This is a genomic window from Prosthecobacter algae (assembly GCF_039542385.1).
Classification (GTDB): domain Bacteria; phylum Verrucomicrobiota; class Verrucomicrobiia; order Verrucomicrobiales; family Verrucomicrobiaceae; genus Prosthecobacter; species Prosthecobacter algae.
In genome coordinates this window covers 403,440-428,435 of the sequence record NZ_BAABIA010000005.1, presented here as the reverse complement: position 1 = coordinate 428,435, position 24,996 = coordinate 403,440, and the positions used below count along the sequence as shown (strand labels likewise).

Genomic DNA, 24,996 nt, shown 5'->3' with positions numbered 1-24,996 from the left:
TTAGCGACAAACAGACTTTGGGAAGCTTGTGCAGGGTTCCTTCACGGCCAGCAAAAAGTCTGTAAGGTGGGTGGATTCGGTGCTCGTTTGAAATCTTAAAGCCGTTCGAGTTTGTGACCTGCAGGTATAAATAGGTCGCGTTTCGATCCTATAATTTCGGGCCTAAGGCTCAGAGGGTTCGGATGCGGGCCATTCTGGAGTGGTTGGAGGTGGGGTAGGAACAGAGGCAGTGGAGGGGGGATGAATTGCTTCTGGGGGAGGTGGAGACTCAGAATGGACATCATAATTGAGCAGGGCGACGTGACCGCCGCTGTCCTCATCTACGATTGCGACGATGTCGGCGCATTGGTGGATGAATCCGCTGAAGTTACCACACTTCAGAGCCCTTTCATCGAAGGAGGGCATAAGGCGCTTAATGATGCTTTTCAGCCCAGATTTGGCGACATAGTTTTCACCTCGCCGCTCCACAAGCTGAAGCATTGCGCGGTGAAGCACTTTGCGTGCTTCTTCCATGGTCGGTATAGACTCCACTGTGCTGGGGGGCATGTCTTCATCACTGGCCGGGAGGAAGTTGGTGGAGATATCTGATTGAGCGGCTGGAGTTGGCAGTGGTGGGGATGGCGGGTGTTCTACATCCTCTTCTAAAGGAATGAGGGCTTCAAAAAACTTGAATTCGTTGCAGCTTGCAGCCCAAAATTTGTTGCTGAAACCGCTTACGCCGACCCCTGCGACGAATTTGCCTGACTGCTTGATCTTTTGAGCCAAGCTGATGAAATCGCTATCCGAGGAGATAACAAGGACGTGGGTAAGGTGAGGGTAGGCATACACGTCGCCGAGGGCATCCAGCGCCAGACGGATATCGGCGCTGTTTTTCATATTTTTTCCGCGCGGAAACATCTGGATCAAGTCCACGCCAGCGATGTTGAGCATGTGCCGGTAGGAAGCGAACCACTGCCAGTTGCCATAGGCTTTATTGATGATGATATCGCCAAATGAAGCTGCGTATTCAAGCACTGGCGCAAGCTCAAAGAAAATTGGCTGTTCGACCAAATAATTTTTTCTGTAGGCCCCTGGGCCATGCGCTTTATCCGCCATCACGGCATGGAGATTTTCAAAGTCCCAGTAGATGGCAACTTTACCGGGGAGCGTTTGTTCGCTAATATCAGAAGTCATACAGGTGAAGAAGAGTCAGTTTCATCGATCTTTTACGGGCTAGATGAGAGGGGGGATACTCGTGTGCCTTTCTGAATAATGGCTTTGCCAATGCCTTGTGCGGGCGTACACTCGAACGAGAATGAGCCAAGAAATGGCAGTTCATGCACTTCGATATGCTGCGTATCTTCATCAGTGATCGGGAAGAATGCTCCTCCTGGCTGGCTAAAGATGTAGTGGTCACCTATTGATGCTCCGCAGCAGCTGCAGAAGTTCATGAAGTAAGAGGCGTCTATGGCTTGAGATAAACGGTACTCAAGCTGTGGTTGGAGCTTGTGAATCTCCGTCAAAAAAGCCTCCGGCATCGCTTTGATGTATTGAAGAACGTAGGGCTCGCTGTTTGCATCGCCTGAAGCAAGTCCGACAACGCGGCTGCTGTTTCCGCATTTCCAGCAGTTCTCGTATCCCCTTAAAAGGAAAAATGGCGATGTAAATTCTCCGGTAGAGATGGCCATAAGGATAAAATGAAAAGAGTGTGTAATATTGAAACATTAGGCTGATAGAAGGCATGTGTTTTCTTCTTTATTCTTCAATAGCCAAAAGTTCGAGCTGTGGGGGAATAGGGGTGTCGCCGGTTGGAAGACCTAAATGACGCAATGTGTATTTCAACATAGCCTTTCTAACTTCAAAAATTAGCTTTCCTGATCGCATGCTATAGTCAGTTATGATCCCCTTTTGCATATCCTCCGATAGACCACTCCCAGGAATTACTTTCACGGTAACCCATTTGTTCCATTCGCTATCCACAACAGGTACAGCAGCCTCATGGATAGGAAAATGGGCAGCTTTAATGCGGCTAAGTACAAAATCTCGAAATTCCTCGTTTTGCTCACACCAGGCGCGAACATGCCATCGGTAGCCATTGTGTCCGAAAGCATGAGGCGCTATCCATCTCCACCCCGGCTTCTTCCCAGTCATTGAGGTGTACTCAATTTGCACCCGTAGCTTTTGAATTGCGCCTAAAAAAACTGCACGTTGGATATCGGGAGCAGCTGTGCGAAGCGGCAGTTCCACACCGGCGACAAACCCGCTTGTCTCTTGCCCTGACGGTTCCGTGACGGGTCGAGTCAGCGCAGATGGCGCGTCGCCACTTCCGAAACAGAGGGCGATGGCTTCCTCAATTCTGGGCTTATGTAGCGTGCAGCGCATGCTCGGAGAGCCTTCGTAACGCTTCTTATTTAGGTTGTAGTTAAGAGCGCCAGGATTTAATTCTTGGAACTTCTGAAGATCGGAAGTCGCCTGGGTGGCGGAAAGTCCATATGCGCCTACAAGGTCTTGGCGATTCACTACGCCACGCCAAAAAGCGCATCTTTCCACGAAGCGCAGCCGCTCCATGGCGGCCCATTGTTCAGGATTTGTTAAATTCCCCATGCAAAATAACGCTTGATCTGTTTTAATTGTGTCATACCAGTTTTACGAGGGATCATTCAAAAACGATCCACACAGTTTAGAATACCCATTTGGGTGCACACAATCAACAACGATTCCCAATGAGCGCGAGATCATTCCCCATAGCCACTACGCCCCTCGCACTTCTAGGGAGGCTTTTGTCAAAGCTGGATCTGACCACAACACAGCGTGCTGACCTCGATCGTTCCTACGGAGCTGTCACAGAGGCGCTTGTGAACTCGGCAGCCCTTAAAGGGATTCTTCACCGGCTTGATCTGCGTCCTCAAGGTTCGGTCCGGGCAAGAACCGTAAACCGGCCCTCGGGAGAAACCCGATTTGATCTGGATGTTTTGTGTTGGATGGAGTTCATTTCAAAGCACCGAAGCCCGGAAGAGGTCTGGCAGTTGGTCTGGAACGCTCTTGGTGAGCATGGTGTTTACAAGAACATGCGCGAGCCCAAGGCGAGATGCATTCGGTTGAGATTTGCGAATGACTATGATTTGGACATCACACCAGCAATCCCCGACTCGACGCGACCTGAGCCGATGCTTTGGGTGCCTGATAAGAGCCTAAAAACATGGAGCGCCTCAAATCCCATCGGCTTTTGCGACCATTGGCTCAAATCAATTGCGGCTCAGTTGCCTACAACACTGACCTCACTTTCTGCGACTATCGTTCGAAAAAATGCAACGGCAGCAGCAAACACCCGTTCGGATCGGGTCGAGCCGCTTCCAACCGATCAAGGCTTCGAAAAGGCACCTCTGCTTCGTCTCATCCAACTCGTGAAGCACTTCCGCAATGAGGGGTATGCGGTTGACGATAAAAACAGGCCTTCTTCAATCTTGCTGACGACCATCACGGCAAAGGCTTATCAGAAGGCGCTTCTGGCTCAGCACACTTCACTGAACGCTTTCATTATCCAGGTCTTGGCAACACTCAAAAACGAGGTGGGAGTCACTGAAACGGCGGGTATCTATCACTTTCATGTGCTGAATCCCGCTGATGATCGAAGGGAAAACTTTGCGGAGAAGTGGACCCTCAAAACATACGGTAGCTTCACCCGTTGGGCAGATAGCCTGAGCAGCCAAGTAACCAAGCTTATGAACACCGCCGCTATGGGCTTGGACGCGCGAATTGAGGTGCTCAATTCGACGATTCCAGGAGCACAGCGACTTTCACTTGCGGACGACATCGGGAGGGAGATGCGTGTCATGCACGACACTGGCAATCTAAGATTGACGGCAGTTCCCGCTATGGCCGCTTCATTAACTCCGATCCGTCCAACAACGTTCTTCGGTAATCCATGAGTACTCTTCGACGCATCCCCCAGCGGCAGCCTTTATCGCTTGCTGCTCAGCAATTCACGCTCAGATCGATCTTCTCGCAAGGAACGATTCTTCAGTGCTGCAACGCGATCACCTGGGAAGGGTTGCTCATGCCCCATGAAGGTTCAAGAGACTACCGCGTTCGCATGGACTATACCCTTGGATTGCACCCAACGGTAGTCGTCTTGACTCCGAATCTTCGGGCTTTGGCAGGCGAAAGGCGATTGCCTCATTGTTATGATCAGGCCACTCAGAAACTGTGTCTTTACGATCCACGAGAGCGAAAATGGACACCACATTTAGCCCTAGCATCCACCGTGATGAAATGGACTCTGGCTTGGCTTGCTTTTTTTGAAATCTGGCTCGCAACTGATGTTTGGTACGGACGTGGAACTGGGCACCCTGGCGATGACTCCTCCATTCACACCACTTATCCCGCGCAATGAAACCAAGCATTATCATCTTTTCGTCCAAGAAATCTCTCCCGGTGGCCGAAGGCATCAGGGACAACTTGCAGGACGCATTTATTCCCGAACTTTGGACTGAGGGCTTGTTTGACGAGCACAACACCATTCCGCTCTGGGTCTTTTTGAAAAAACTCATGTGCTACGACTGCGCGGCTGTCGTGCTTGGTGATGATGATATTCGTCACAAGGAAGGGAAGGGGGAAAGTGAGGCAGTCCCCCGCGACAACGTAATTTTTGAGCTTGGTGCTGCATTGGCTCGGATAGGGCCACAGAAGACGTTCATCTTCACGCCCGAAGACAAAAATGTTCTTCTCCCCTCATACTTCCGAGGGGTCATGGTCAAAGGGTACAGGCAGGATGCCGGAGCGACCATGGACGATGGACCTCTCATGCGGAAAGGTTCTTCACGGAGCGCGATCATCCCGTGAGAGTTGCAGGTATCAGTGTAGGCCAGATCAAAAAGTTAAAAATGGCGGGGATACGGACGCTCACTGATCTGGCAGGGTCCAGTGGGCAAACGGTACGGAAACTCGCGGACGATTCTCTGGAAAAGTTGGTTGCACAGGCTCGTCTCCAGAAGCAGACACTCGACGACAGAAAGATAAATCCGGCTGCGAAACCAAGGTTTGAGATTTTACCCAGTAGGGGCAAGAACGGTGAACCTGTAGGTTTGGCAAAATTGCCTCCTCCTCATTTCGCAGATGTGTATTTCGACATGGAGGGTTTCCCCTTGGTTGCAGGTGGACTGGAATATCTCTTCGGGGCATCCACCAAGGTTTCGCAGGGAACCGAACTGGAGTTTCACGACTGGTGGGCTCATGATCGTGTGGAAGAAAAACTGGCGTTCGAGCAGTTCGTTGACTGGGTTTATTCTCGGTGGCTTCAAAATCCAGAGCTGCACATTTATCATTATGCAGCATATGAAGTGAGCGCAATTCGCCGTCTTAGCACCAGGCACGATTCTCGCCAGGATGAGGTGGACAATTTGCTCCGCAATAATGTTTTCGTCGATCTGTACCAGATCGTAAGTCACGGAATTCGGATCGGAGAGGACAGCTATTCCATCAAAAAAGTGGAAAGTCTCTATCGCGAAAAACGATCAACAGAGGTCGCGACCGCTGTTGATTCGATCGTTCAATATGCTCGATGGATTGAGAGTGGCGAAGGTCGCCAGTGGGAGCAAAGCACCATTCTCGCTGGGATTCGGGATTACAATGAGGATGACTGCCGGTCCACAGCTGAGCTGACCCAGTGGCTGCGTCAGGCGATCAGAGATTACGGAATCTCAAACACAATGCCTTTCCCAACCGTTGAGGCCGCCGCTCCTCAGCCGCTCACACCTGAAATCTTGGCGAAACTTGAAACGATACGACGATTGAGATCGCTAGGAGGCTTGGTTGCCCTAACACTCGCCGATCTTGTTGACTTTCACAGACGCGAGCAAAAGCCAATGTGGTGGCGCATGTTTGATCGTGCCAAAGCCACACCGGAAGAATTGCGTGACGACCCAGGTTGCATTCAAGGAGTTAGCGCTTCCGGAGATGCAGTGCCTGACAAAAAGTCACTCATACAGGAATATCGTTTTGATGCGTCCCAAGAATGCAAACTTGCCGCCGGTGAGAAGTCAAAGGTGAGGTTCGCTCACTATCTTGATGCAAAGCCCAATTTGGTGGAATTGAATCTGACAACCGGTGTGCTTCGACTCAAACTTGGGAGCGGTAGCATAAATTCGAAGTTTAACGGAGCTTTCCCCGCCACTGGGTCACTTCTTCCAGATGAATACGTGAGTCAGGATGTGATAGCAGCGGCTATCGCTTCGGTTGCCGCCCAACACCTTGCCAAATCTCTGCCGCTTGCCGCTGTTTCCTTGTTGCAGGGAAGGCCTGTCGGTCCTGCTCTCAAAGCAGCCGATGAAGACACGTTGGCTGCCGCGATCCGACTCACCGCGTCGATGCAGGGTGAATGTCTCGTTATTCAGGGTCCTCCTGGAACCGGGAAAACTTATACAGCGTCGAGGGTTATCGCCGCCCTTGTGTCCGCTGGCAAGAAGGTTGGCATTGCATCGAATAGCCATAAGGCAGTGATTAATTTGCTCAAGGCATGTGGTGATGCCCTAACAGAACACGGTCAGCAGTTACAAGGCATTAAAGTGGGGGATAACGACAAAGACCCTGTATTTGTAGCCAATCCTCGTCTGGTCCATATTGAGCACTCAAAAGACGCGCGAGTCGCATACTCGGCTGGCATTGTAGCCGGAACCGCTTGGCTTTTCACAATACCGGAATGGGTGGGCGTTCTCGACATCCTTTTCATTGATGAGGCAGGACAAGTGTCATTAGCAAACGCTGTGGCAATGTCTAGATGCGCGAAGAATCTGGTTCTTCTGGGAGACCAAATGCAACTGGAGCAACCGATTCAAGGCACTCATCCCGGAGATGCTGGCTCATCCTCGGCTTCACTATCGTAGTCAATGTCTGTTTCATCTTCGGCAGAGATTGGGTCAGATTTTGCTTTTGAGTGTTCAGGCTTTGCTCCAAACCAATCTTCGGGTTCACCGTTCACTGCACCCATGTATCCTCCCTTCCATTCGCCGATACCTGTAACGCGAGGGCTAAACTCTATGGGAACATCTGGAAAGATATTGTCACTGAGCCATAAAGCGGAATTTTTCACGAACTCTTCCCTGGCATTTCGGGGCACGCGCAAACGTGCCTTCACTGCTCGAGCCACTGAAGTCTGCTGATCATCCAGCAATATAATGCATTTTCCCACACGGATCACCTTGCGCGGTGATTCGCCATCAAGCTGTGCAAGGCGCTGGTCCATCTCATCGACAGTGACTTCTGGAAAGTTCCCTTTCGGTAAGGGACACAAAATCAGATCGCCAGTTGCTGGATCTTCTGTTGCATTTACTGCAATCTCATCTGCCCGGACAATTTTCATACCCTGCTCGCGGTATGTTTCGAGATCAATGAGGCAACCCTCTTCGTGTGCTTCTGTTAAAGAAGCCAGCAGAGAAAGATTTGCGATTTCGTCTTTGATTGGGCAATCCTGCCACTGTTTGAAGGCTGCCAAGGCGGCAAATTGCGCAGCAGAAGGTAGATAATGAGTGTCACCTATTTCCAAAATTGGCCCTCTCAATCTCCAATTCCAAACGACATCAATCAAAGCATCCACTAGCCCCAAACGTGCTATGAAACCAGGCAGACTTGGTGTTGACTCAGTTTTCAACCTCATTCCCCCTTGCCAGCGCATAGGGAGATGGAACAGCTCACGCGTCGATTCATCCAACCGAACAGCATCACAGGTTGAAATGAATATACCGTCATCAACCACACGAATTTCAGCTTCACCGCACTCAGCTAGCGTCTGCATGCGGCGATAGCCGCGTTGCACGTCTTGCGGAGCTTTTAGCAATTGTGCCTTTTTCCAGAGCTTTGAAGTGCCTAATCGAATGGCCAACCCCTCCTCGTTTGAGGACCATACGAAAGTCACTTTTGGGGCAAAAAGAGACATATTTTCAGATTTTCCATTCGATGTGATATTTGCTTCTCAGTTCCCATAGCAGTTTATGTCGCCAGTTCCCCATATGGCGAATGAAAACAGGACAACGTCGTTCGGGGATTCTAAGCTCTGAATCAGCATAGTGCTGTTGTGTTCTTTCCCAAAACCCCGTAACCGGGAACGCTCGATGAAATCCCCGCAAAGCATAGCTATGGGTTCCTTCCAGCAAAATCATATCATCAGTGCATTTAAGAGCTATAATGCTGGTGTCCCAGGTTGTCGAAATCAGATTTGCAGTGTTCCATCGATCCCTCATCTTAGCAGGCAATCTCTGCATACACTGTTGGTTCAGAATCAGGCGAGCATCCATTATTTTTCCGGCATCGAATAGACTCTGGAGAAACTCTTTCCGCTCCTCCCATTGATGGGCTGAGACGGTTCCGTCCAGGAAGTCGAAGAAAAATTTAAGCGACAACCCAATGACCCCCTGCACCGCAAGATTCCATTGTGTACTTGTGGCCCACCCCCACCACTTGGCCCCTTCTGCTGTATGTCTTCCCATCCGGGGATCGCATCCAAGTCGCACTAACCATTTGCGCCAAGCATCAGGCCACTGGTGATGCCCCTCAGTCTCAACTCTGGATACGAGAATGCGCAGAGCGGCTGCGCCCAGCAAAAGAGCACCAATCGCGGGTTCTTTTCGGTTATTCTCAATTTCTTGAAACACATCGGGTTCATCTCCGAGATCACAACGTTTAAGGGTTTCCAGCAAATAGACTTGGCGCAACTTTTCCGAATAAGCTCCTTTGGCGGGCAGATTGTGTCGCTCCATCAATTGTTCCAAGGCCTCGCCTCTATTAGCAGCCTTGGCGATCCTCTCCGGTCCGTCAGTTTGGAAAATGGAATTCCTTTGATGCCCCCAGATTCTTCCGTTTACACCTAAGTTAGTAATGCCGTCTGCAAATGCCGAACGCAGTTGCTTTGCGAGGAAGGAGAGGGCTGGCAATGACTCAAATCGTTCAAAAAACAAACTCACTGCCTGCCTGCGACGGGATGCATTCCAACCTGAACCATCAGTTCCAAGCAATTTCGCTGCAACAGCATCGTTGAATGGCGGCAGCCAACTTTGCCCATTTGATTCAATGTAAAGACTTAGCAGCAAACGCTGCCAACCAACTTCGGTCGCCCGAATCTTCTCCATTTCTTCGATTGGGAGTCGAGCTGCTTTAAGTCTGCGCCGTAACTTTTCCTTTCGATCTTCAAAAACTGGGGATGTGCTGACAACCCCCCAGCGCTCTTCGTTGTGCTTTTTAATTTGATCTAGCCGAGAAAATGGCCGCCGAAGTAAGGAGTCACTTAGACTGGGCCGGGGGAGATCTGAAATATTCAGGTCAAGGCGCATTGTCATCAGAAAGTTTGAGTTTCTCAATCAAGGCATCAGTCTTCGCTTTCATCGTCTTCAAATCTCCCTGCAGGTCTTCCAGATTCTTCTTCTCCGACGCTGCAAGAGTAAAACGAATATCAATCCGGCGATCCTCAGGCCTATCTGGTTTCATCACGGAAGCTATTTCGGGTGGATGAGTTGATCGTGTCTCCGCATAACCACTGACTGATACCAGGGAACGGGGGAGTTGGCTCGGATCCATTGGCAAATTGTTTAAATCTTTCATTTTCGAAAGTTCACCTGGTTTTAAGGTCCAATAATTCCAAAGAGAAATGGCTCTGTAGGTGCTGAGCCCCCAATTGCCCATTTCACGTGTGTTCGGTACGGCATCGGTATGACCTTCTATGAAGACTGTATCAAGCATCCGACGATTGACCTCTTGCTCAAGGGCATGAGCCAGTGCGTGGCCAATAGCCGTCGCGTTCCGTTCCGAAAGGGGTGGAATGTCATATTTCCCCGAAGCAAAGCTAAGACCCTGTTCTGGAATTCGAAGCACGCTGCCATTCTCCGCCACAATGACCTTAACACCCCGCTCTTTCAGGTCATCTTGAATCCCTTCTAGCATGGCTGTTAAAGAGCGCTCACGCTGACTGACCCCGTCTAAAGCGCTCACTATGTCGGTTTGGATTGTTTGGATTTCTTGAAGGCTCCCAATCAACTCCACGAGCGTAATCTTGATTTTCTCCTGTTCTCGCAACAGTTCCTCCTTCCGCTTCTGCAGCTCCAGCATGGTGACTATGAGCGCAAGGATAAAGATGGCAAGCAAACCTGCCATCAGGTCTGAAAAGGAGAGAACAAAAGGGTTCTCCTCACTTGGAGTTTGCTTCGTACGTCGGGTGCGGGAGAACATGTTCAGGATTTTCGTTTGAAGTTGCTGATCGCTTCCTGCAATTCTTCCAGCCCTCCTTTTAGTTCGTCCACCTGGGCAGAGTAACTCTTCAGGCACTCCTCGACCTTATTAGTCCAATCATTCATCAATTTCTGAGTCTGCCCTTCAATAGCGCCACCGTAGGACGCAATTATATCTTTCACTCTATCACGAAGTGCGGTCAATCCAGTTTCGGCCCCCTTAAACCAGAGGCTTTGCAAGTCAATCAGCCGCTCGTAAGTTACCGCCGCCGATTCAGCACCTTGCCGCAAACTGTTTCCAGCCATTTCCAATTCACTGGAAGCATTTATGAATGCCCCAGGTAGTGGTTTCAGCATTTCTGTCGTCTGTTTACTGGCATTAGCAGCGTCGCGGGACGCTTCCGAGGCTGATCGTTGTTCCTGACTGGCCTGAAGCACTTGCTGGCCGAACACTGCTAGTTCGTTGCTCGCTTCCTCTAGGCTGGATGATGCCTTACCAAGTTGTTGTGCGATATCCCCCACCTTGGCGAACTCCTCGACCGCTTTTCCGACTGTTCCCGCGAGGTCTTTCGACAAGCTAAGGAGCCTTGTGCTGCGTTCCTCTTCTGATGCAGCTCGCTGACCTTCAATCTGCTGCTGGAGTTCGGGCTGTTTCGCTAACAAGACTTGCAACTCTGCTATGGGGGCTCCAATTGATCCAATTACTCGCGCAGCGTCCTCCATCGTCTGTCGCATTTCGGGGAGGCGTTCACCCACTACGCTGAATTTTGTAGCAACCTCCTGGTTTGAGTTAGCCGCTGCGTGCTGGGCTTCTGCCGCTTCTTTGTTCCGGCTCGCAGAGGTCTCAAGGGTGCTATTCATCGAGGTAAATGATTCGGCTGCCTGTCTGATCTTCTCAGACGCTTCACTCATGCTCGACATAACTGTTTCATGGGCATTAAGTTTGTTCACTGCGTTTGAAACAGTTAATTCTGTGGATGCCACAGATTGTGCTAATGAGGAAACCGTTGGACCGAATGATTCCACTTGTCGTGAGAGCTCACTGCTTACGGCGCTGAAATTATCTGTGAAGCGCTGGCCCATTCCATCGATAGTCTCCTTCAGTTTGCCAAGTTCATTTGTTATGGCGGACGACAAAAGCTGAGCAGACTGTTCGGCTAAGGGTCCCTGTCCTTCTTTCGTAGCATTAACGACTGCATCTTTGATTTCGGCCCCCAGCCGTCCGATTGCCTTTTGCATTTCATCACCAATTGCCACGGCCAAGCCTTTTAGCATCTCCTCGGAACTACGTGAGGAACTTGCAAGTTCTGCCATCGCTTCCTCCGGCACATAGCGGGGAACAAGTTCGTCCACCCGTTGCTGAAGTTTTCTGACTCCGCGCTCAGCAAATCCCTCCAGAAGTTTTTCAAATAAACTGAAGAGAAGGCTTACCCCAACACCCCACACCGATGTTGAGAAGGCGACCGCGCAACCTTGAATCAACGGCACTATGCTTGTTTCAAGCTTTTTGAGATCGTTCAGTTCAAGCCCTCCAATGCCAAGCTGAAGCCCAACAAAGGTGCCCAGAACGCCTAATCCTGTCAAAATACCCGGTAAAACTTGGAAAATTCTGTTTGATGATAGCCCTGGCGCAAATCGGTCATTGGTGAAAATTTCTTCCGCGTCAACTGATCGTCTCAGCATCATCCCTCCTGAACCATCAAGCTTTGGTACATTCACCAGGTGATGATTAAACTCCCGGAACCTTGGGAATCGGCGGTCTCCTCCCAGCGACTCACGAGCAGTCGAATAATCTTTAACAGCACTCAAGCGACGGCGGTAGCGAAACGTCCGCCACAAGGAACGAGCGGTGAAAAACAAGACCCAGATAAAAAATGCACCACCGAAGTATATGATCGTAAGAATGAACAAATCACTTAATCCGTGTGAAGCGTCAATACTCGAACCATCGATAAGCTTGTTCCAAGCTTCCAATGGATTAAAGGTGGATGGGAGAAGGGACGAAATTTTCATTTGTTATCACTGAGCCTCTCATGCAAGCTTCAGGTAGAAGGCTTCACGCCTTTGACCGGCGCTAGTCGTGGGACGACATGGAAGAGCGCCGGTCCGGCAGGAATGGAAATGGGTGGTGATTTCACACTCAGCGCATTTTCAGTCTGCGCGCAGCCATCACACTGTGAAGGGGCTCTTGTCAGGTTTATTGACAAGGGCGGCAGTTCTGTGACGGCTCACTGCCCTCAATTACCAGAGGGCGGTCAGGTTGTGATCGCTCAGCGCACGCAGTTTTAGGTCGCTGTTCAGCTCACAAGCTTTGCGGAGAGCCTCCTTGGCGGTCTCGACGGCCCCAGCGTTTAGGTCGGCTACAGCAAGGCCGTACCATGCTTCAGCATTGCTGGGAAAGGCACCCACCAAACAGCGGGCGAGTTCAGAAGCGGCGGCCCAGTCTTTCTGGGTCAAGAGCACCTTGAGGTGAGTTTGAAGTAGCTGGCAGTCTTTTAGTCTCACCCATTCAGGGATTTCCAGCAGAAGCCTCAGAGCCTCCTTGGCATCCCCTAGTTCCAGAAAACCTTCGATGGCATCAAGCCGTCTGAGAAGTTGTGGAGCTGTCATCGCAGCTCTCTCACGCTTTTTGAAGTCGTGCGCAAGCAGAGGGTGGAGTGGTGAGACACCCTTGCGCGTCCCTTCTTCCACAACCGGAACCACGCAGACTGATCCGGTACTTGCACTTTCTGAAAACTCAATAACTGTTCATAAGAACACTCATGAACACCCAAATTGATCAGCTTCGCGCTCTGGTTGCTTCTCGCTTCCCTACGGCCATGCAAACAGATTTCAGCCGTCCTTCCCACGTAAACGGCGGCGTGGAGCTGGTTCCGGGAGCTTTGGTTGAGATCGTCGCGACAAACCAAGTCGCCGGTGCGGGACTCTTGCTGCTGCACATATGCAATCAGGCGGTGGGGCCCGTGGCGTTTGTAGATGCCAGTGACGCGCTGGATCTAGCTGCGATACCTTTGGGATTACGCAATCGTCTGTTGTGGCTTCGGGGACACGGAGTGGGAGACAGCCTAAAGGCTACAGACCTGTTGCTGAGAGACGGCAATCTCTCTTCGGTGCTGCTTGATTTAAGACAGGTGCCTCTCGCTCAGCTTTCGGGTGTGTCATCGAGCGTTTGGCACCGACTGCGGATGCTGGCTGAAAGGGCGCACGCAGGGGTGATGGTTTTCACTTCTCACAAAGCCGTCGGTTGTGCCGCCGTGCGCTGGTTGGTCAGCGGAGCTTTTCGCCTGGATGATGTTCAAGAAGAACAGGCGGGCCTGCTAGGCGGACTGAATCCTATCTGCCAACGGGGTTTCGGTTACACGGCACCCAGGGTTGGCAACACCGACTTGTCCCTACAAAGCTAACTTAACTTTTCCAACAGCTATGTTCGCTGCGTGGAGACTACCCCAATTTTTGCTCCAAGCCCTCAAGGTGCCTGCCCGCGCCTGTGCAGCGGTTTTGGATGGTAACCCGCACAAGGATTCTGGAAGCAAAGATGATGCGCTCCTTTGCGTCAGCCGATTGGCGGAAAAGGCAGGCGTTCATACTGGGATGAGAGCGTCGCAGGGCTTGGCTAGATGTCCAAAACTTGAGTGCTTGAGCCGCAGCGAGTTCGCAGAAAAGCAGCTTCAAGACGTCCTGTTACAGTCCGCAGAAACCTGGACAGCTGACTTTGAGTCAACGCAGCCTGGAGTCTGTTTGCTGGACCTGCGAAGGGCATACCGATTCCAAACTCCCACATGGTTTGAACATGGGATGCTTATGCATCAGGACATGCGGGAGCGAGGATACGAATTGTGCATAGGGCTGGCCGAAACAGCTGATTTAGCCTTACTGGCTTCGCATGTCGCCTTTCCTGTGAAGGTCATCCGTGGGTCGGTTGGAGAGGAAAAGGCGGCCTTTCTGGAACTGCCTCTGTCTGTGCTGGCTCCTCATCCTGGTTTGCAAGAGACGCTACGCTTGTGGGGCATTCATACTCTGGGTGAACTGACCGCGCTGAAGAGACTCGCAGTGGGTGAACGCCTCGGGGCCCCGGGGCTTGAACTGTGGGATCTGGCACGAGGCGGAAGAGAGAGAATTTTAAAACTTGTTAGGCCGAGGATCCAATACAAAAAAAGCATTGAGCTGGATAATGGCATTGAAACGCTTGAGCCTCTGTTGGGTCTGCTGCGTGAGCTGGCCGTTCCGCTATGCTCAGAGCTTAGTCTGGCTTGGAAAGTGACGGCTTTTGTTCACCTAGAGCTCCGTTTTGATGACGGCTCATCCCATCAAACGACTCTGCGTATCGCGGAACCCACTCGCGATGTGGCAGTTCTTTTGCGTGTTCTGGAAACCCACTTGGAAGGAGTCAAGTCTTCGGCCCCTATCATATTTGCGGAGTTGGAGGTGATCGCAACGGAACCGGTCGCCGCTCAAGACCTTCTTTTTGAGCGGGGACTGCGTGACCCCAATAAGTTTTCTGAAACTCTTTCTGCCCTGGAAGCTTTGCTGGGACGCGGTCGGGTCGGGCGTGGGGAACTGCTGCCGACCCACCGGCCAGACGCTTTCAAGCTGGTTTCATTTCTTGAACAAGCAGGGGCAGTTGACGCTCTGTCGGTTAACCCAAAATCTGGTCTGCCGCTGATGCGGTTCCGGCCTCCATGGTTAGCAGAGGTGGGGTTTCGTCGGAGCCGACCGGCAAGCGTTAAAAGCCAACGCCATTCATTCCAAGTCATCGACTGTCGTGGGCCTTGGCTCTTGTCGGGTCATTGGTGGGATGAACTGCATGCCTGGGAAGCGGAAATCTGGGACATAGCGTCACAAGACGGGTGCTTATACCGGCTGGTCCGCGAAAACAGGGCCTGGAGGCTGGAGGGACGTTATGCCTAAACTCCAGAGTCCATTTTATGAACTTCATGCCCGCAGCGCTTTTAGCTTTCTGCGGGGAGCTTCCTCACCCGAGGAAATGATCGTGAGGGCCGCCGAGCTTGGGATGAGTCATCTTGTTCTCACGGATCGTGATGGATTATACGGCTCAGCTCGGGCTCACCAAAAGGCCAAGGAACTTGGCTTGAAAGCGGTGGTGGGAGCTGAGTTAACTTTGGAGTGCGGGTGTGTTTTGCCTGTAATCGTGCGGACCCGTGAAGGCTACCAGAACCTCTCCCGCATGCTGACGCGGTCAAAGCTGTCGGCGCTCAAGGGACAAAGCCGTGTGAGTTGGGAAAACCTCGCGACTTATGGGCAGGGGTTAACCGCGTTAACTGGCGATAAGGAAGGCCTCCTTCATCATGCCTTAAACAATCAAGGTAAAGGCGAACCCGCTGATGTGGTCAGGCGTCTTTGTGAGATTTTTGGTCCCCACCATGTCTATCTGGAAATTCATCGGCGACGACTGCGGGATGAAGAAAAGCAGTTAAAGCAAATCGTTGATCTAGCCAGTCACTTAAAATTGCCTGTGATTGCGTCAAACGCGCCGCTTTTTGCTACTCCTGACAAGCGGGGGCTTCATGACGCCTTTACCTGCCTGAGACATCACACGCACCTTGATGCAGCTGGGCGGCACCTTGCTCCGAATGCCGAGGCTTATCTCAAATCGGCTGCTCAGATGGCAGGATTGTTCGCCGATTTCCCCCAAGCTCTGACGGAGACAGAGCGAGTCATCCAGAGCGTGGAGTTCGGCCTGGAAAACCTCGGGTATGAGTTTCCCCGTTATGACACGCCGCCTGGGCATGACCAGGAATCCTTTTTGCGCGAACTGACTTTTGCCGGAGCCCAGAACCGATTTCCGAAGCTGACTATTGAGGTCAAAAGGCAGCTAGAGCATGAACTCTCGCTCATTAAGAAGCTGGGATTTAGCGGTTATTTCTTGGTTGTGTGGGACATTGTGCGCTGGTGTAGGAGCCAGGGCATTTTGGTCCAAGGACGGGGCAGCGCTGCTAACAGTGCGGTTTGCTTTTCCCTTGGCATAACCAACGTGGATCCCATTGCCGGAAAGCTGCTCTTTGAGAGATTTCTAAGCGAGGGGCGAGAAGGGTGGCCCGACATTGATCTGGATTTACCGAGTGGGGAGAAACGCGAACAAGTGATCCAGGAAGTGTATCGCCGATTTGCCCCGTATGGCGCAGCGATGACGGCCAATGTCATCACTTACCGAGGTAAAAGTGCGATGCGCGAAATGGGAAAAGTCTTGGATCTTCCCAGTGATGTTATCACTCGTTTCAGCAGTCTTTTTGCCAACGGTGATTTTCCCCATACGCTCAAGCTTGAAGACCATCTGAAACGGGCGGGTGTATCAGACCAGCATCCCAGGCTCAAAGCCTTTCTCACTCTTTACCAGCAAGTGCTCGGACTCCCTCGCCATCTTGGTCAGCACAGCGGAGGCATGGTCCTGTGCACAAGTGGACTTGATAGCATCGTGCCGCTTGAGCCTGCTTCCATGCCGGGGCGCGTTGTCGTTCAGTGGGATAAGGACGACTGTGAAGATCTTGGGATCATTAAAGTCGATTTGCTTGGCCTTGGCATGATGGCAGCCATTGAAGAAACGCTGGCAACTTCTCAATCACGGGGCAGGCCTGTTGATTTGGCGAACATCCCCAAAGATGACCCTCAAACATTTGAGATGATGCAACGGGCAGACACGGTCGGCGTTTTCCAGATAGAGAGCCGAGCACAGATGGCGACGCTGCCGCGCATGAACCGGGCCAGGCAGCGGCGCGCAAGGCGTGACCAAGGACAGCGACATTGCCCGGTTTGACCATCTTCTCATTGAGCATGATGCGTTTCCTCTGGCCGTCCAGGTCTGTTTGCTGGCTGCGCTTGCGCTTCCCATCTGTGTCATCGTGGCATCAGGCGGTAATAGCATCCACGGCTGGGTGAAACTCTCTGCCAGCAACGCTGAAGAGTACGCGCACAAGGCCCAAGAGATCCATAAAACCCTGCGGCTGTATTTCGGATTCGACCCCTCAACGGGCAATCCGTCGAGATTGAGCCGCGTGCCTGGCATTTGGCGTCGTGAGAACGGCCAGACCGCGCAACGCCAACGGCTCCTTTACCTAAATCCCACCCCTGACTTCAACCCAATCGCTGAACACTGAACCATTCTATGGAACATCCATCTCTTATCGTGAGCCTTCAAAAACAATTGGAAACTGTAGGTCTTGCTCCGCCCCAGGACCTCAAAGCCTACGCTGAAAAACACACTGCCAACGTCCAGATCTTCTACTCCTCAAGTGATAGCAAATTTCACTTTCCGCAGAGCGACGGAAATTTTGGTACTGTGCCTTGGCAGGGATTTGAGGCCGCCGTGCGCGCAGTCGGCCTTGAGATTCCAAAGAAGGATGCACACGCCGCGATTGAGGCACTGCGAGCCGCTATCATTACCAAAAATGGTGTGGATCAGGTGATGCCTCTGGCAGGGCACCCCATCGGTTTAACCAAATTCAAGGATGGCACTCGTTGCCTCGTTACAAAGGATTTCAAAATGGTCATTCCAGAAAAAGGCGATCCAACTCCGCTTCTGTCCTATCTCTGGGATTTCTTGGGCAGGCGTCCCGAGCAGTACGATTATGTCTTATCGTGGCTGAAAATTGCTGTCTCAGACGGGCTGCGTTGTTTGAAAGTGGGCGTTGAAAAAGCCCGCTTACGGCCGTCTCAGTTGCTGGCGATTGTCGGACCTCCTGGGGCGGGCAAAACCCTCTTTGTGACACTGTTTTCAGAGCTATTTGGTGGGACCATCCAAAATCCCTTCCCTGCCATGTCCGGCGCTGCGGATTTTCAGGGCGAACTCGCTCATTCCGTCTTCCTGGTGATGGACGACAGCGCTGAATCAGTTCGTGCCGATGCTCGTCACAAACTTGCCAAGCACATTAAAGAATTCCTGGTGGTTCCCAATCGGCGTTTCCATCCGAAATTCAGGCAAGCATTCTCGGCTCCGACCTTTCAGCGCGTTCTGATGCTCGGTAATCGAGATTCGCTGGCGGTTTTCCCAGCTCCTGAGCCTGATTTCCTGGACAAATACGCACTGCTCTGTGCTTACAGTTCCCAGGAAGTATCAGCGATCCGCAACGACGAAGAGCGGGACGCCTGGATGAACCGATACAAGCTGGCCCTGCCAGCTTTCGTTTACTATCTGCTCCACGAATTCCAGATTCCCGAGGCGATCACCGACGGTCGGTATGGGGTGAAGGCTTTCCAGGATGCGGACCTCCTGGAAGAACTTTCAAATTCCGACACGAACCGAGAACTGCTGCGCTGCCTGCGTGAACATTATGTGGAGGAGGACCAGCCTCTCGTTGCGGGCAAAATGTCGGTGCTGGGAGGCGAAGAAGATCCTCAGAAGGAGAGGTGGTGCTGGGAAGGATATTCCAAGGACTTTGAGGTGCTTGTTCAGTCCCTGCCAGCCGACCAGGGTTGGAGGCGAGAATTCCGCAATCGTCACTCGGCTGGCCTTTTGATCAAAGCCCTCGCCGATAACTATCCAGACATTGTGGAGCGTGGTACCAAGGTTAACGGTAATCGTCGTTGGCGGATCTACTTTGAGCCAAAAACGAAGAAGGGAGGGCCTTCAAAAGCAGAAGCCCTGAAAAACTATGCCGCCAAAAAGCAAACGGCTTCACAGCACGTTTTTCAGGGGAAATTCCAGGAGATCGAAGAGGATTAAACGACATCCGTGGCGGCCGTGTTCTTCTTGCGGGACACGGCCGCTTTTTTCGTTTTGCGCTATCCCCCCCCACACACAACAACCCCCTCCGGGGGAGGTTTGAGAGAAAGAAAGGTGGGGGACGTGGGGGAGGTAGAAAGGCACCTTTTTAAGGAGAGTGTTAGAACGAGAAAAGTGACGAAAAAGAGTGTGGAAAAAGAGTGCGTGAAACTGCCCCAACTCCCCCCCCCCAAGAAAGGGGGGGAGCAAACGGGCCAGCGCCAGGATGTCACCGTGAAAAGACAGCACGCTCACGATACCCTTACGCGTGTAAAGCAGCCAGCCCCCCCCCCGCGAAGACACCGTGAGGCTTTCACTCAAACTGCCAAGGTGAAAGGTGAGAAGTCAGCCTCTGCTGAGGTGCCCTGAGGCACCCACCACTGAACCTTGCGGTATGTAGGCGATCACCTGCGGACACCATCACACCTAAAAGTCAGTACACTATATTCATGCCAGACCGGCGCTCTTCCATGTCGTCCCACGACTAGCGCCGGTCAAAGGCGTTGGACTCCGCGCCCGCACATCGAAAATCTTCCTCATCAAAGCTTAAATAACCTGCTCACCTGAAATCATGTGATTGCACCTGCGAGCTTATGGCAGGGTAGCGGAACGGCAAAACAGTGCCCGCCAGAAGCGTAATCACACCCTCCGAATGCTGAAGCATGCCTCGTATTTCCAGAAAAGGCTCCTGGGTAATGATCAGCCGTTTTGCCTCAAACAAGGCACTGGGTACAAAAGCGTTAGAAATGCCCGTCTCGTCTTCCAGGCTAATAAAGCAGTGTCCTTTTGCGGTTCCGGGACGCTGGCGGCAGATAACCATGCCAATCAAAGTGACTCCTTGGCCGTGACGCATAAAGGGCAGATTGATGGCTTTGATGGCCTGAGGGATGGCTGCCCTAACCAAAAGCATCGGATGCGGCCCCACCGTCATCCTGGTGGTTTGGTAATCGGCCTCAAGTCGCTCCTCCGGTTTCATCATGGCTAAAGGTGAGTCCCCCTCGTTGGTTTCAACGCCAAAAAATAAATCGTGATGCACTTCAGCTTCAGAACGCCAAAGTGCGCTTCTGCGGTGGTGCCCGAGGGCATTGAACGCTCCAGCTTTGGCAAGTGCCCTGCGTGCGTCTTTTGGAAGCGAACAGCGCGTCAGCAAGTCATCCAGGTCTTTCCAGGCTGCTTGGCAGCGGACGGCCACCATTGAGAGCAGCGCGGTTCGGTCAATTCCCTTCAACTGGTTAAGGCCAAGGCGAATGGTTTTGTCATCCACGACCGTGCATTTTACTTCGGAGTTTACAGCACAGACCGGAAGGATTTTCAGGCCGTGATGCTTGGCGTCATGAACCAGAGTTGCACTTGAATAAAAACCCATCGGCTGGCAGTTCAAAAGCGCCGCATAAAATTCCGGACCACGATGCACCTTCAGCCACACACTGGCATAAGCCAGCAGTGCGAAACTAATGGCGTGGCTTTCCGGGAAACCGTACAGCGCAAATGACTGGATGCTGTTAACAATTCGCTCCTGCACATCGTGGGTCACCTCTCTTTTAGTCATCGCCGCCCGTAGCTTCCCCAGCGCCCTTTGCATCCGCTCTTCACTGCGGTGAAAGCTCATGGCGCGACGAAGCTCTTCAGCCTCTGAACCGTTAAAGTCGGCAATGACCATCGCCATTTTAAGCACTTGCTCTTGAAAAAGAGGAACCCCCAAAGTGCGGCTAAGAACCGGCTCAAAGCTGGGGTGAATGTAATCGACAGGCTGCTTCCCATTGCGGCGATCAAGATAGGGGTGAACCATTTTCCCGACAATGGGTCCGGGGCGGATAATGGCTACCTGCACGACCACGTCATAGAAGCACTTCGGTTTCCTTTGACGGGGTTGATCCGCATGAAAGCACCCTGGTGCTCGCCAAGGATGGCTTCCAGAGACCCAGACTGGGCAATCTGAATCCAATCCTCGGCACGACGGCGAAGATCCGGTCCACTGGGAACATTTTTAGAGGCTCCAAACTTCGGACGAGCAGCTTTTAATTCCACAATCTCATCGGCCTGGAAAAGATTCTGAACCGTCAGGGCAAACTGCTCGGCGGGATCGTCAGGAATCGGTACCGGAGACCGCTGAATGAGCGCCTCCGTATCGAGCCTTTGGGAAGAATTGAGAAGCCTCTCGGCGTTCGCCAGGTATTGCTCAATTCGTGGAGTTTTCGGTTTAAAGTCGGACATAAGGTAGGCTAGAAGTAGGGCAGGCGGCCAGCGATGACCGCCTGCCTGGTTAATGATTTCAGCCAAAAAGCAGCGTTTTGAGCTCGTCGTTGTTGAGATTATCCAGCCAATTCTGGAACTTGATTTTCTCTGCATCAGAGCTGTCCGTGAGATGGAGCGCGTAGCGGCGCTTCCTCAGACAGAAAATCCTTGGAAGTTTAAGGCCTTCATGTCCAAGGACGTCTCCGAGAGCAATGGCATTGCTAGACGGCAGCGGATGCCCGAGCTTCTTGAGGAGTTCGAACACCGACACTGCTGCCAGCAACTTCACACCACCAGCAGCTTCGATAATCTGGCCCGCATGAGTCTGAACCACCGATGAGATGTATGCCCTTTTGGTGCTTATTTGGGCCCGTAGGTGCTTGATCTGACTGGGTGTCCCGATGATGCCTTCAGTATCGTTGGGAGTGAACGGCGGAGCAGTTGGCGCTGCAGGTTCTGACGAAGCCTGGGTTTCAGGCACCGATTCATGGTTATTAATGTTTACGTTCGTTGTCATGATGCGAGGTAGTTATGCAATGTGTTATACTGTTTGTTATCCCGTGTTGGTTGTGTCACGAGGTCAGTATCGATGTCGCTTCATTCACAAGCCTCATGTCCGATGTTCATTTTGAGGAGCACCTCAATATCGGACGTATCATTGTCACCATTCCAGCAGGCCTTTAAGGGCTGAGTCTAACAAGATGCAATACAATCGAAATCACCAAATGATCCGTGATGTTGTATCTCTCAAACGCCAAATTGGGCAGCCAAATGGCCGCTTGGTGAAGGTTCGAAAAATAGAGATATAACCCAAGAAAGAAGGGCTAAGATCGGCGCTTAAGGATGGCGATTTGACAAGCAAAATATTTCAATTATTAGATTGACATGGCTCAAACACCACACACGAAACCTGCCCCATTAAGTCTGCCATTTGTGACCGTGACTTCGCTTTACAAGTTAGTCGCAGAAGGTCTGAGCCCGACATATCGGATCCAACGACATCTGCTGGCGGATGAAAAGTTTTCTGTTCCGTTCAATTCAGACAAAGCTACAGCGTTGGTGGGGAACCCCCATAAACCGGTAGGCGAGCACTCAGATTCTTCAGCGGCAAAATCGGTCTTTGCAAATGCCATCAACCGCATGCAAGAGCGCTTTTCGGCACAGTCGCAACTCATTGACAAGAATCTTGAATTTATCACAAAGCTCCTTGGAGCCTTCGATCAGAAACCTAAGGTGGCATCAGTAATCTGGGAAGTTTCCCCGGCCATCAGGGACATTACCTCGAAACCTTATGGAATTGGTCTTTTGAAAGCCATGGGAATGATCTCCGGCTTAGCGCTTGTTCTAGTAGCTCAGGAGAAAGGCATTTTTGTAGAGGCAAAAGAAACCTATGAATCACGCGGTAAGCCTGGGCAGAAATATACCGTGGCGCTTGACCGACTTTTGGAGCGTGCAGAACGATCTTCCAAAGATCGTCTGATCTCAATGATCTTCAAGAAAGCCAGGCGCGCTTCCGATGTGGAAATTCGCCATGCACTCACCCAATTTATCGAGATGGGGGTTGGGAGCGAGACAGCGAAATGCAGACGTTATTTGGAGAAGTTCGTTCCGGCCCTCCTCTGGCCTCTGAATCCTAAAGAGGGGTTTGTGTGGGGCGAGGAGTGTGTGAAGGAGGATGGCTGCGTGGTTATTGCTGACAGACTCTTTGAACCCGAGGCAGCAGAATCACTTTTCAGTAAGAACAAATCCAGCAAGCTGTGGTGCGATGCTGGGATCACTTTTGCAAAGCTGCTTCGGAAGGAACTCGTTGATATGGAACGGTGTGTTCCAAGTCCCGCAGTGTAAATTAATGGATGATACGGATTGATTGAGGCGGTCCGATATGAGGCTAGTCGATGTACTAGACATCGGAATTCAGTTCTTCTGAGAAAGCTGGAGGATTGTCCCATGACCAGGGACAATCCCCCAATCTCCACCGCTCTCGTAGAGAAGTTATACTGACAGGGCGATTTCGTACCCCGGCTCATTCAACGCCCGGCTCCAGGGATCGCATGGGCTGCGTCCAGACAGTTTCCCTCCATTTCGACGTGGCTGTGGCCAAGCATAAGGGGTTTTTTACAGTGAGCTGACGTTTGGGTATGCAAATATTTACGATACATCACGCACGCTTAAACACCCGTAAAACCCTGATTCTTAGTAGGTTTGAAAATATGATTTTATTGTGTCAGATGACCCAGGAAATTTAATGTTGTATGCTTATCGATAATAAAATATATCCTCACCATATTAAGAATAAAATGAATTGCGTTTCTCCAGTTCTATGGCGGTCTCAGGATGAGATTCACAGGGACAGACGGCAGTTTTCGCAGAGCGTTGGCCTTCCCAATCGCTCGGGTCATCACTCCCTTGGATTCTTCAAGAACAAGCGGATCCTGCTCTGGACCCGGAAACCCGGGCTGGGGGACATGGCCATGAACGCCATTTGCTGCCGTATCCTGCGAGACCAATTCAACCTTGATGTCTGGTACGGATGCCGCCACAACCCCTATGACCGCGATTTTCCGAGAATACTGAAGGGGGTTCCTTGCTACAAGTATCAGCCGGACCTGAGAGGATACCCTCTTCCCACCCAACCTGCCGCACGGGGCTATGAGGGAGGGCTGGATTATATGGGTCAGAAGCATCCCTTCGACTTCATCATTGATTTCCGTTACGAAATTCATCGCGAGCTGAACACGGTGTTCCAATGCCTTGAGGAGTTCGGGGTTCATCAATTGCCGCTGCCATGCGGGGGGCTGCAAGTCCATCGCCTGCCGAAGGCAAAGGAAACCTGGGATGTTGTACTTTCTCCTGACGCAGGCGGGTGGAAACCGGTGCGGGCGTATAGACGTGGCGGAGAACTGGAGGATGCCCTTAAAAGGAGAGGGCTGTCAGTGCTCAATATCTCTAAAACAAGCGGGCAGGGCCACGCATTCAAGCTTCCGGAATTGCTGGCGCTAGTTGAGTCCGCCAAGCTGTACATTGGAGTCGAAACAGGCCCCACACATCTGGTGTCCGGGGTGCATCGTCAGGCCCTCATTCTTCAAACAGGAATTCACCGTTCGGCCTTTTGGAACATTTATGACCGCACTCATATTGTGGAAAAGGATTGGCCATGTGGCGGAAGGAAATGCCGGGTGAGGCAACACGACGAGTGCCCGCAAGAAGAGGGAGTCTGCATAGACCGGTTTGCGCCGGAAGACATTGCTGATCTGGCCCTTCAACTGATTCAAAACTCATGAGCTGGGAAACCTCCAAATGTTCGGCCCGCCGGTTTACGCAGGGTCACCTTCAGAAACTCGTTGGGCAGGGACTCGACATAGGGGCTGGTGATGACCCGTTCCGGCCCGTTGCCGGGTCCTGCCGTCCGTGGGACCAAAAGAACGGAGATGGAGATGCGGCGAAGCTTGAAGGGGTTCCGTCATCCTCCCTTGATTATGTCTATTCGTCCCACTGCCTGGAGCATCTGAATGATCCTGTGAAAGTTTTGAAGCGGTGGGCCGAGGTGGTCAAAAAAGACGGCTATCTCTACATTACGGTTCCGGACTATGACCTGTATGAAGGCGGCCAAGGAATCCGAAACCGCTTTCACAGAACCGCATTTTCACTTCAACGGGATTCCGATCCGAGCGTCCCCCTTTTTAACGTTCTGGACCTACTTCGAGGGCCGCTTTCAGACCGACTGAGCGTCCGTTATGCAGGTCTTTGCGACGACAATTTTGATCCCTCGCTTCCTGGCTCGGTGGACCAGACCAGACGGGGTGCCGTCTGCCACATCGAATTCATGGCGCAGCGGAAGTAGCTTTCGACAGACAT

At 51.9% G+C, this 24,996-nt stretch carries 23 protein-coding genes; 12 read left to right on the top strand and 11 right to left on the bottom strand.

Annotated features, from left to right (window positions below; translation table 11 throughout):
• Positions 1-162: 162 nt before the first annotated feature.
• The 3 genes from ABEB25_RS14065 to ABEB25_RS14055 all read right to left on the bottom strand — a co-directional run bounded on the left by ABEB25_RS14065 (position 163) and on the right by ABEB25_RS14055 (position 2,547).
• Complete coding sequence (locus ABEB25_RS14065; protein ID WP_345737048.1) at positions 163-1,173, bottom strand: NYN domain-containing protein; 1,011 nt, start codon at positions 1,171-1,173, stop codon at positions 163-165.
• Between the two features lie 32 nt (positions 1,174-1,205).
• Positions 1,206-1,667, bottom strand: a complete 462-nt coding sequence (locus tag ABEB25_RS14060; RefSeq protein ID WP_345737047.1) for a hypothetical protein — start codon at positions 1,665-1,667, stop codon at positions 1,206-1,208.
• Between the two features lie 67 nt (positions 1,668-1,734).
• Complete coding sequence (locus tag ABEB25_RS14055; RefSeq protein ID WP_345737046.1) at positions 1,735-2,547, bottom strand: BrxR family helix-turn-helix transcriptional regulator; 813 nt, start codon at positions 2,545-2,547, stop codon at positions 1,735-1,737.
• Positions 2,548-2,759: 212 nt separating this feature from the next.
• Here ABEB25_RS14055 and ABEB25_RS14050 point away from each other — a divergent pair, with 212 nt between their 5' ends.
• The 4 genes from ABEB25_RS14050 to ABEB25_RS14040 are packed head-to-tail and all read left to right on the top strand — an operon-like array spanning position 2,760 to position 6,860.
• Positions 2,760-3,908, top strand: a complete 1,149-nt coding sequence (locus ABEB25_RS14050) for a nucleotidyltransferase domain-containing protein (protein ID WP_345737045.1) — start codon at positions 2,760-2,762, stop codon at positions 3,906-3,908.
• On the top strand, positions 3,905-4,372 hold the full coding sequence (locus ABEB25_RS24545; RefSeq protein WP_486360837.1) for a type II CBASS E2 protein: 468 nt from the start codon (positions 3,905-3,907) through the stop codon (positions 4,370-4,372). The genes ABEB25_RS14050 and ABEB25_RS24545 overlap by 4 nt, the downstream gene beginning before the upstream one ends.
• The gene (locus tag ABEB25_RS14045; protein ID WP_345737044.1) at positions 4,369-4,821 is read left to right on the top strand and encodes a TIR domain-containing protein; all 453 of its coding nucleotides are present in this window, start codon (positions 4,369-4,371) and stop codon (positions 4,819-4,821) included. The genes ABEB25_RS24545 and ABEB25_RS14045 overlap by 4 nt, the downstream gene beginning before the upstream one ends.
• Positions 4,818-6,860, top strand: a complete 2,043-nt coding sequence (locus ABEB25_RS14040; RefSeq protein ID WP_345737043.1) for a TM0106 family RecB-like putative nuclease — start codon at positions 4,818-4,820, stop codon at positions 6,858-6,860. The genes ABEB25_RS14045 and ABEB25_RS14040 overlap by 4 nt, the downstream gene beginning before the upstream one ends.
• Here ABEB25_RS14040 and ABEB25_RS14035 read toward each other — a convergent pair.
• The 5 genes from ABEB25_RS14035 to ABEB25_RS14015 all read right to left on the bottom strand — a co-directional run bounded on the left by ABEB25_RS14035 (position 6,818) and on the right by ABEB25_RS14015 (position 12,800).
• The gene (locus ABEB25_RS14035) at positions 6,818-7,909 is read right to left on the bottom strand and encodes a hypothetical protein (RefSeq protein WP_345737042.1); all 1,092 of its coding nucleotides are present in this window, start codon (positions 7,907-7,909) and stop codon (positions 6,818-6,820) included. The two genes, ABEB25_RS14040 and ABEB25_RS14035, sit on opposite strands and share 43 nt — an antisense overlap.
• A 4-nt stretch (positions 7,910-7,913) precedes the next feature.
• A complete protein-coding gene (locus ABEB25_RS14030) occupies positions 7,914-9,305 on the bottom strand; it encodes an EH signature domain-containing protein (RefSeq protein WP_345737041.1) in 1,392 nt (463 codons plus the stop codon).
• Positions 9,289-10,191, bottom strand: a complete 903-nt coding sequence (locus ABEB25_RS14025; RefSeq protein ID WP_345737040.1) for an OmpA/MotB family protein — start codon at positions 10,189-10,191, stop codon at positions 9,289-9,291. Before ABEB25_RS14025 ends, ABEB25_RS14030 begins: the two co-directional genes overlap by 17 nt.
• Before the next feature lie 2 nt (positions 10,192-10,193).
• Positions 10,194-12,203, bottom strand: coding sequence for an anti-phage ZorAB system protein ZorA (zorA, locus tag ABEB25_RS14020; RefSeq protein ID WP_345737039.1), 2,010 nt, complete (start codon positions 12,201-12,203; stop codon positions 10,194-10,196).
• A gap of 228 nt (positions 12,204-12,431) precedes the next feature.
• Positions 12,432-12,800: a tetratricopeptide repeat protein gene (locus tag ABEB25_RS14015; RefSeq protein ID WP_345737038.1), complete on the bottom strand. Its 369-nt coding sequence runs from the start codon at positions 12,798-12,800 to the stop codon at positions 12,432-12,434.
• A 152-nt stretch (positions 12,801-12,952) separates the two neighbouring features.
• Between ABEB25_RS14015 and ABEB25_RS14010 the strand changes: the two genes are divergently transcribed.
• Genes ABEB25_RS14010 through ABEB25_RS13990 form a run of 5 tightly spaced genes read left to right on the top strand, consistent with a single transcriptional unit; the run spans position 12,953 to position 18,867 of the window.
• Positions 12,953-13,594 (top strand): hypothetical protein, encoded by a 642-nt coding sequence (locus tag ABEB25_RS14010; RefSeq protein WP_345737037.1) that lies wholly within the window; start codon positions 12,953-12,955, stop codon positions 13,592-13,594.
• Between the two features lie 19 nt (positions 13,595-13,613).
• On the top strand, positions 13,614-15,098 hold the full coding sequence (locus tag ABEB25_RS14005) for a DNA polymerase Y family protein (RefSeq protein WP_345737036.1): 1,485 nt from the start codon (positions 13,614-13,616) through the stop codon (positions 15,096-15,098).
• Positions 15,091-16,962: a PHP domain-containing protein gene (locus ABEB25_RS14000; protein WP_345737035.1), complete on the top strand. Its 1,872-nt coding sequence runs from the start codon at positions 15,091-15,093 to the stop codon at positions 16,960-16,962. The genes ABEB25_RS14005 and ABEB25_RS14000 overlap by 8 nt, the downstream gene beginning before the upstream one ends.
• Positions 16,931-17,302, top strand: coding sequence for a hypothetical protein (locus ABEB25_RS13995; RefSeq protein WP_345737034.1), 372 nt, complete (start codon positions 16,931-16,933; stop codon positions 17,300-17,302). Before ABEB25_RS14000 ends, ABEB25_RS13995 begins: the two co-directional genes overlap by 32 nt.
• A gap of 8 nt (positions 17,303-17,310) precedes the next feature.
• Complete coding sequence (locus ABEB25_RS13990) at positions 17,311-18,867, top strand: DUF5906 domain-containing protein (RefSeq protein ID WP_345737033.1); 1,557 nt, start codon at positions 17,311-17,313, stop codon at positions 18,865-18,867.
• A 598-nt stretch (positions 18,868-19,465) separates the two neighbouring features.
• Here the strand turns inward: ABEB25_RS13990 and ABEB25_RS13985 are convergent.
• Genes ABEB25_RS13985 through ABEB25_RS13975 form a run of 3 tightly spaced genes read right to left on the bottom strand, consistent with a single transcriptional unit; the run spans position 19,466 to position 21,658 of the window.
• Positions 19,466-20,737, bottom strand: coding sequence for a helix-hairpin-helix domain-containing protein (locus ABEB25_RS13985; protein ID WP_345737032.1), 1,272 nt, complete (start codon positions 20,735-20,737; stop codon positions 19,466-19,468).
• A complete protein-coding gene (locus ABEB25_RS13980) occupies positions 20,728-21,120 on the bottom strand; it encodes a hypothetical protein (protein WP_345737031.1) in 393 nt (130 codons plus the stop codon). The genes ABEB25_RS13985 and ABEB25_RS13980 overlap by 10 nt, the downstream gene beginning before the upstream one ends.
• Before the next feature lie 58 nt (positions 21,121-21,178).
• Complete coding sequence (locus ABEB25_RS13975) at positions 21,179-21,658, bottom strand: hypothetical protein (RefSeq protein WP_345737030.1); 480 nt, start codon at positions 21,656-21,658, stop codon at positions 21,179-21,181.
• A 422-nt stretch (positions 21,659-22,080) separates the two neighbouring features.
• Here ABEB25_RS13975 and ABEB25_RS13970 point away from each other — a divergent pair, with 422 nt between their 5' ends.
• The 3 genes from ABEB25_RS13970 to ABEB25_RS13960 all read left to right on the top strand — a co-directional run bounded on the left by ABEB25_RS13970 (position 22,081) and on the right by ABEB25_RS13960 (position 24,982).
• Positions 22,081-22,986: a hypothetical protein gene (locus tag ABEB25_RS13970; RefSeq protein ID WP_345737029.1), complete on the top strand. Its 906-nt coding sequence runs from the start codon at positions 22,081-22,083 to the stop codon at positions 22,984-22,986.
• A 620-nt stretch (positions 22,987-23,606) separates the two neighbouring features.
• Positions 23,607-24,422 carry a glycosyltransferase family 9 protein gene (locus ABEB25_RS13965; protein ID WP_345737028.1) on the top strand — a complete coding sequence of 272 codons (816 nt, stop codon included), beginning with the start codon at positions 23,607-23,609 and terminating at the stop codon, positions 24,420-24,422.
• A complete protein-coding gene (locus tag ABEB25_RS13960; RefSeq protein ID WP_345737027.1) occupies positions 24,419-24,982 on the top strand; it encodes a methyltransferase domain-containing protein in 564 nt (187 codons plus the stop codon). The genes ABEB25_RS13965 and ABEB25_RS13960 overlap by 4 nt, the downstream gene beginning before the upstream one ends.
• Positions 24,983-24,996 lie beyond the last annotated feature (14 nt).

Excerpts from the sequence above, each read along its gene's own strand:
- ABEB25_RS14045 (WP_345737044.1), top strand. The coding sequence starts at position 4,369 with ATGAAACCAAGCATTATCATCTTTTCGTCCAAGAAATCTCTCCCGGTG.
- ABEB25_RS14000 (WP_345737035.1), top strand. The coding sequence starts at position 15,091 with ATGCCTAAACTCCAGAGTCCATTTTATGAACTTCATGCCCGCAGCGCT.
- ABEB25_RS14025 (WP_345737040.1), bottom strand. The coding sequence starts at position 10,191 with ATGTTCTCCCGCACCCGACGTACGAAGCAAACTCCAAGTGAGGAGAAC.
- ABEB25_RS14010 (WP_345737037.1), top strand. The coding sequence starts at position 12,953 with ATGAACACCCAAATTGATCAGCTTCGCGCTCTGGTTGCTTCTCGCTTC.
- ABEB25_RS14015 (WP_345737038.1), bottom strand. The coding sequence starts at position 12,800 with ATGACAGCTCCACAACTTCTCAGACGGCTTGATGCCATCGAAGGTTTT.
- ABEB25_RS14030 (WP_345737041.1), bottom strand. The coding sequence starts at position 9,305 with ATGACAATGCGCCTTGACCTGAATATTTCAGATCTCCCCCGGCCCAGT.
- ABEB25_RS13990 (WP_345737033.1), top strand. The coding sequence starts at position 17,311 with ATGGAACATCCATCTCTTATCGTGAGCCTTCAAAAACAATTGGAAACT.
- ABEB25_RS14055 (WP_345737046.1), bottom strand. The coding sequence starts at position 2,547 with ATGGAGCGGCTGCGCTTCGTGGAAAGATGCGCTTTTTGGCGTGGCGTA.
- ABEB25_RS14035 (WP_345737042.1), bottom strand. The coding sequence starts at position 7,909 with ATGTCTCTTTTTGCCCCAAAAGTGACTTTCGTATGGTCCTCAAACGAG.
- ABEB25_RS13960 (WP_345737027.1), top strand. The coding sequence starts at position 24,419 with ATGAGCTGGGAAACCTCCAAATGTTCGGCCCGCCGGTTTACGCAGGGT.
- ABEB25_RS14060 (WP_345737047.1), bottom strand. The coding sequence starts at position 1,667 with ATGGCCATCTCTACCGGAGAATTTACATCGCCATTTTTCCTTTTAAGG.
- ABEB25_RS24545 (WP_486360837.1), top strand. The coding sequence starts at position 3,905 with ATGAGTACTCTTCGACGCATCCCCCAGCGGCAGCCTTTATCGCTTGCT.
- ABEB25_RS13965 (WP_345737028.1), top strand. The coding sequence starts at position 23,607 with ATGGCCATGAACGCCATTTGCTGCCGTATCCTGCGAGACCAATTCAAC.
- ABEB25_RS13975 (WP_345737030.1), bottom strand. The coding sequence starts at position 21,658 with ATGACAACGAACGTAAACATTAATAACCATGAATCGGTGCCTGAAACC.
- ABEB25_RS14065 (WP_345737048.1), bottom strand. The coding sequence starts at position 1,173 with ATGACTTCTGATATTAGCGAACAAACGCTCCCCGGTAAAGTTGCCATC.
- ABEB25_RS13980 (WP_345737031.1), bottom strand. The coding sequence starts at position 21,120 with ATGTCCGACTTTAAACCGAAAACTCCACGAATTGAGCAATACCTGGCG.
- ABEB25_RS14005 (WP_345737036.1), top strand. The coding sequence starts at position 13,614 with ATGTTCGCTGCGTGGAGACTACCCCAATTTTTGCTCCAAGCCCTCAAG.
- zorA (WP_345737039.1), bottom strand. The coding sequence starts at position 12,203 with ATGAAAATTTCGTCCCTTCTCCCATCCACCTTTAATCCATTGGAAGCT.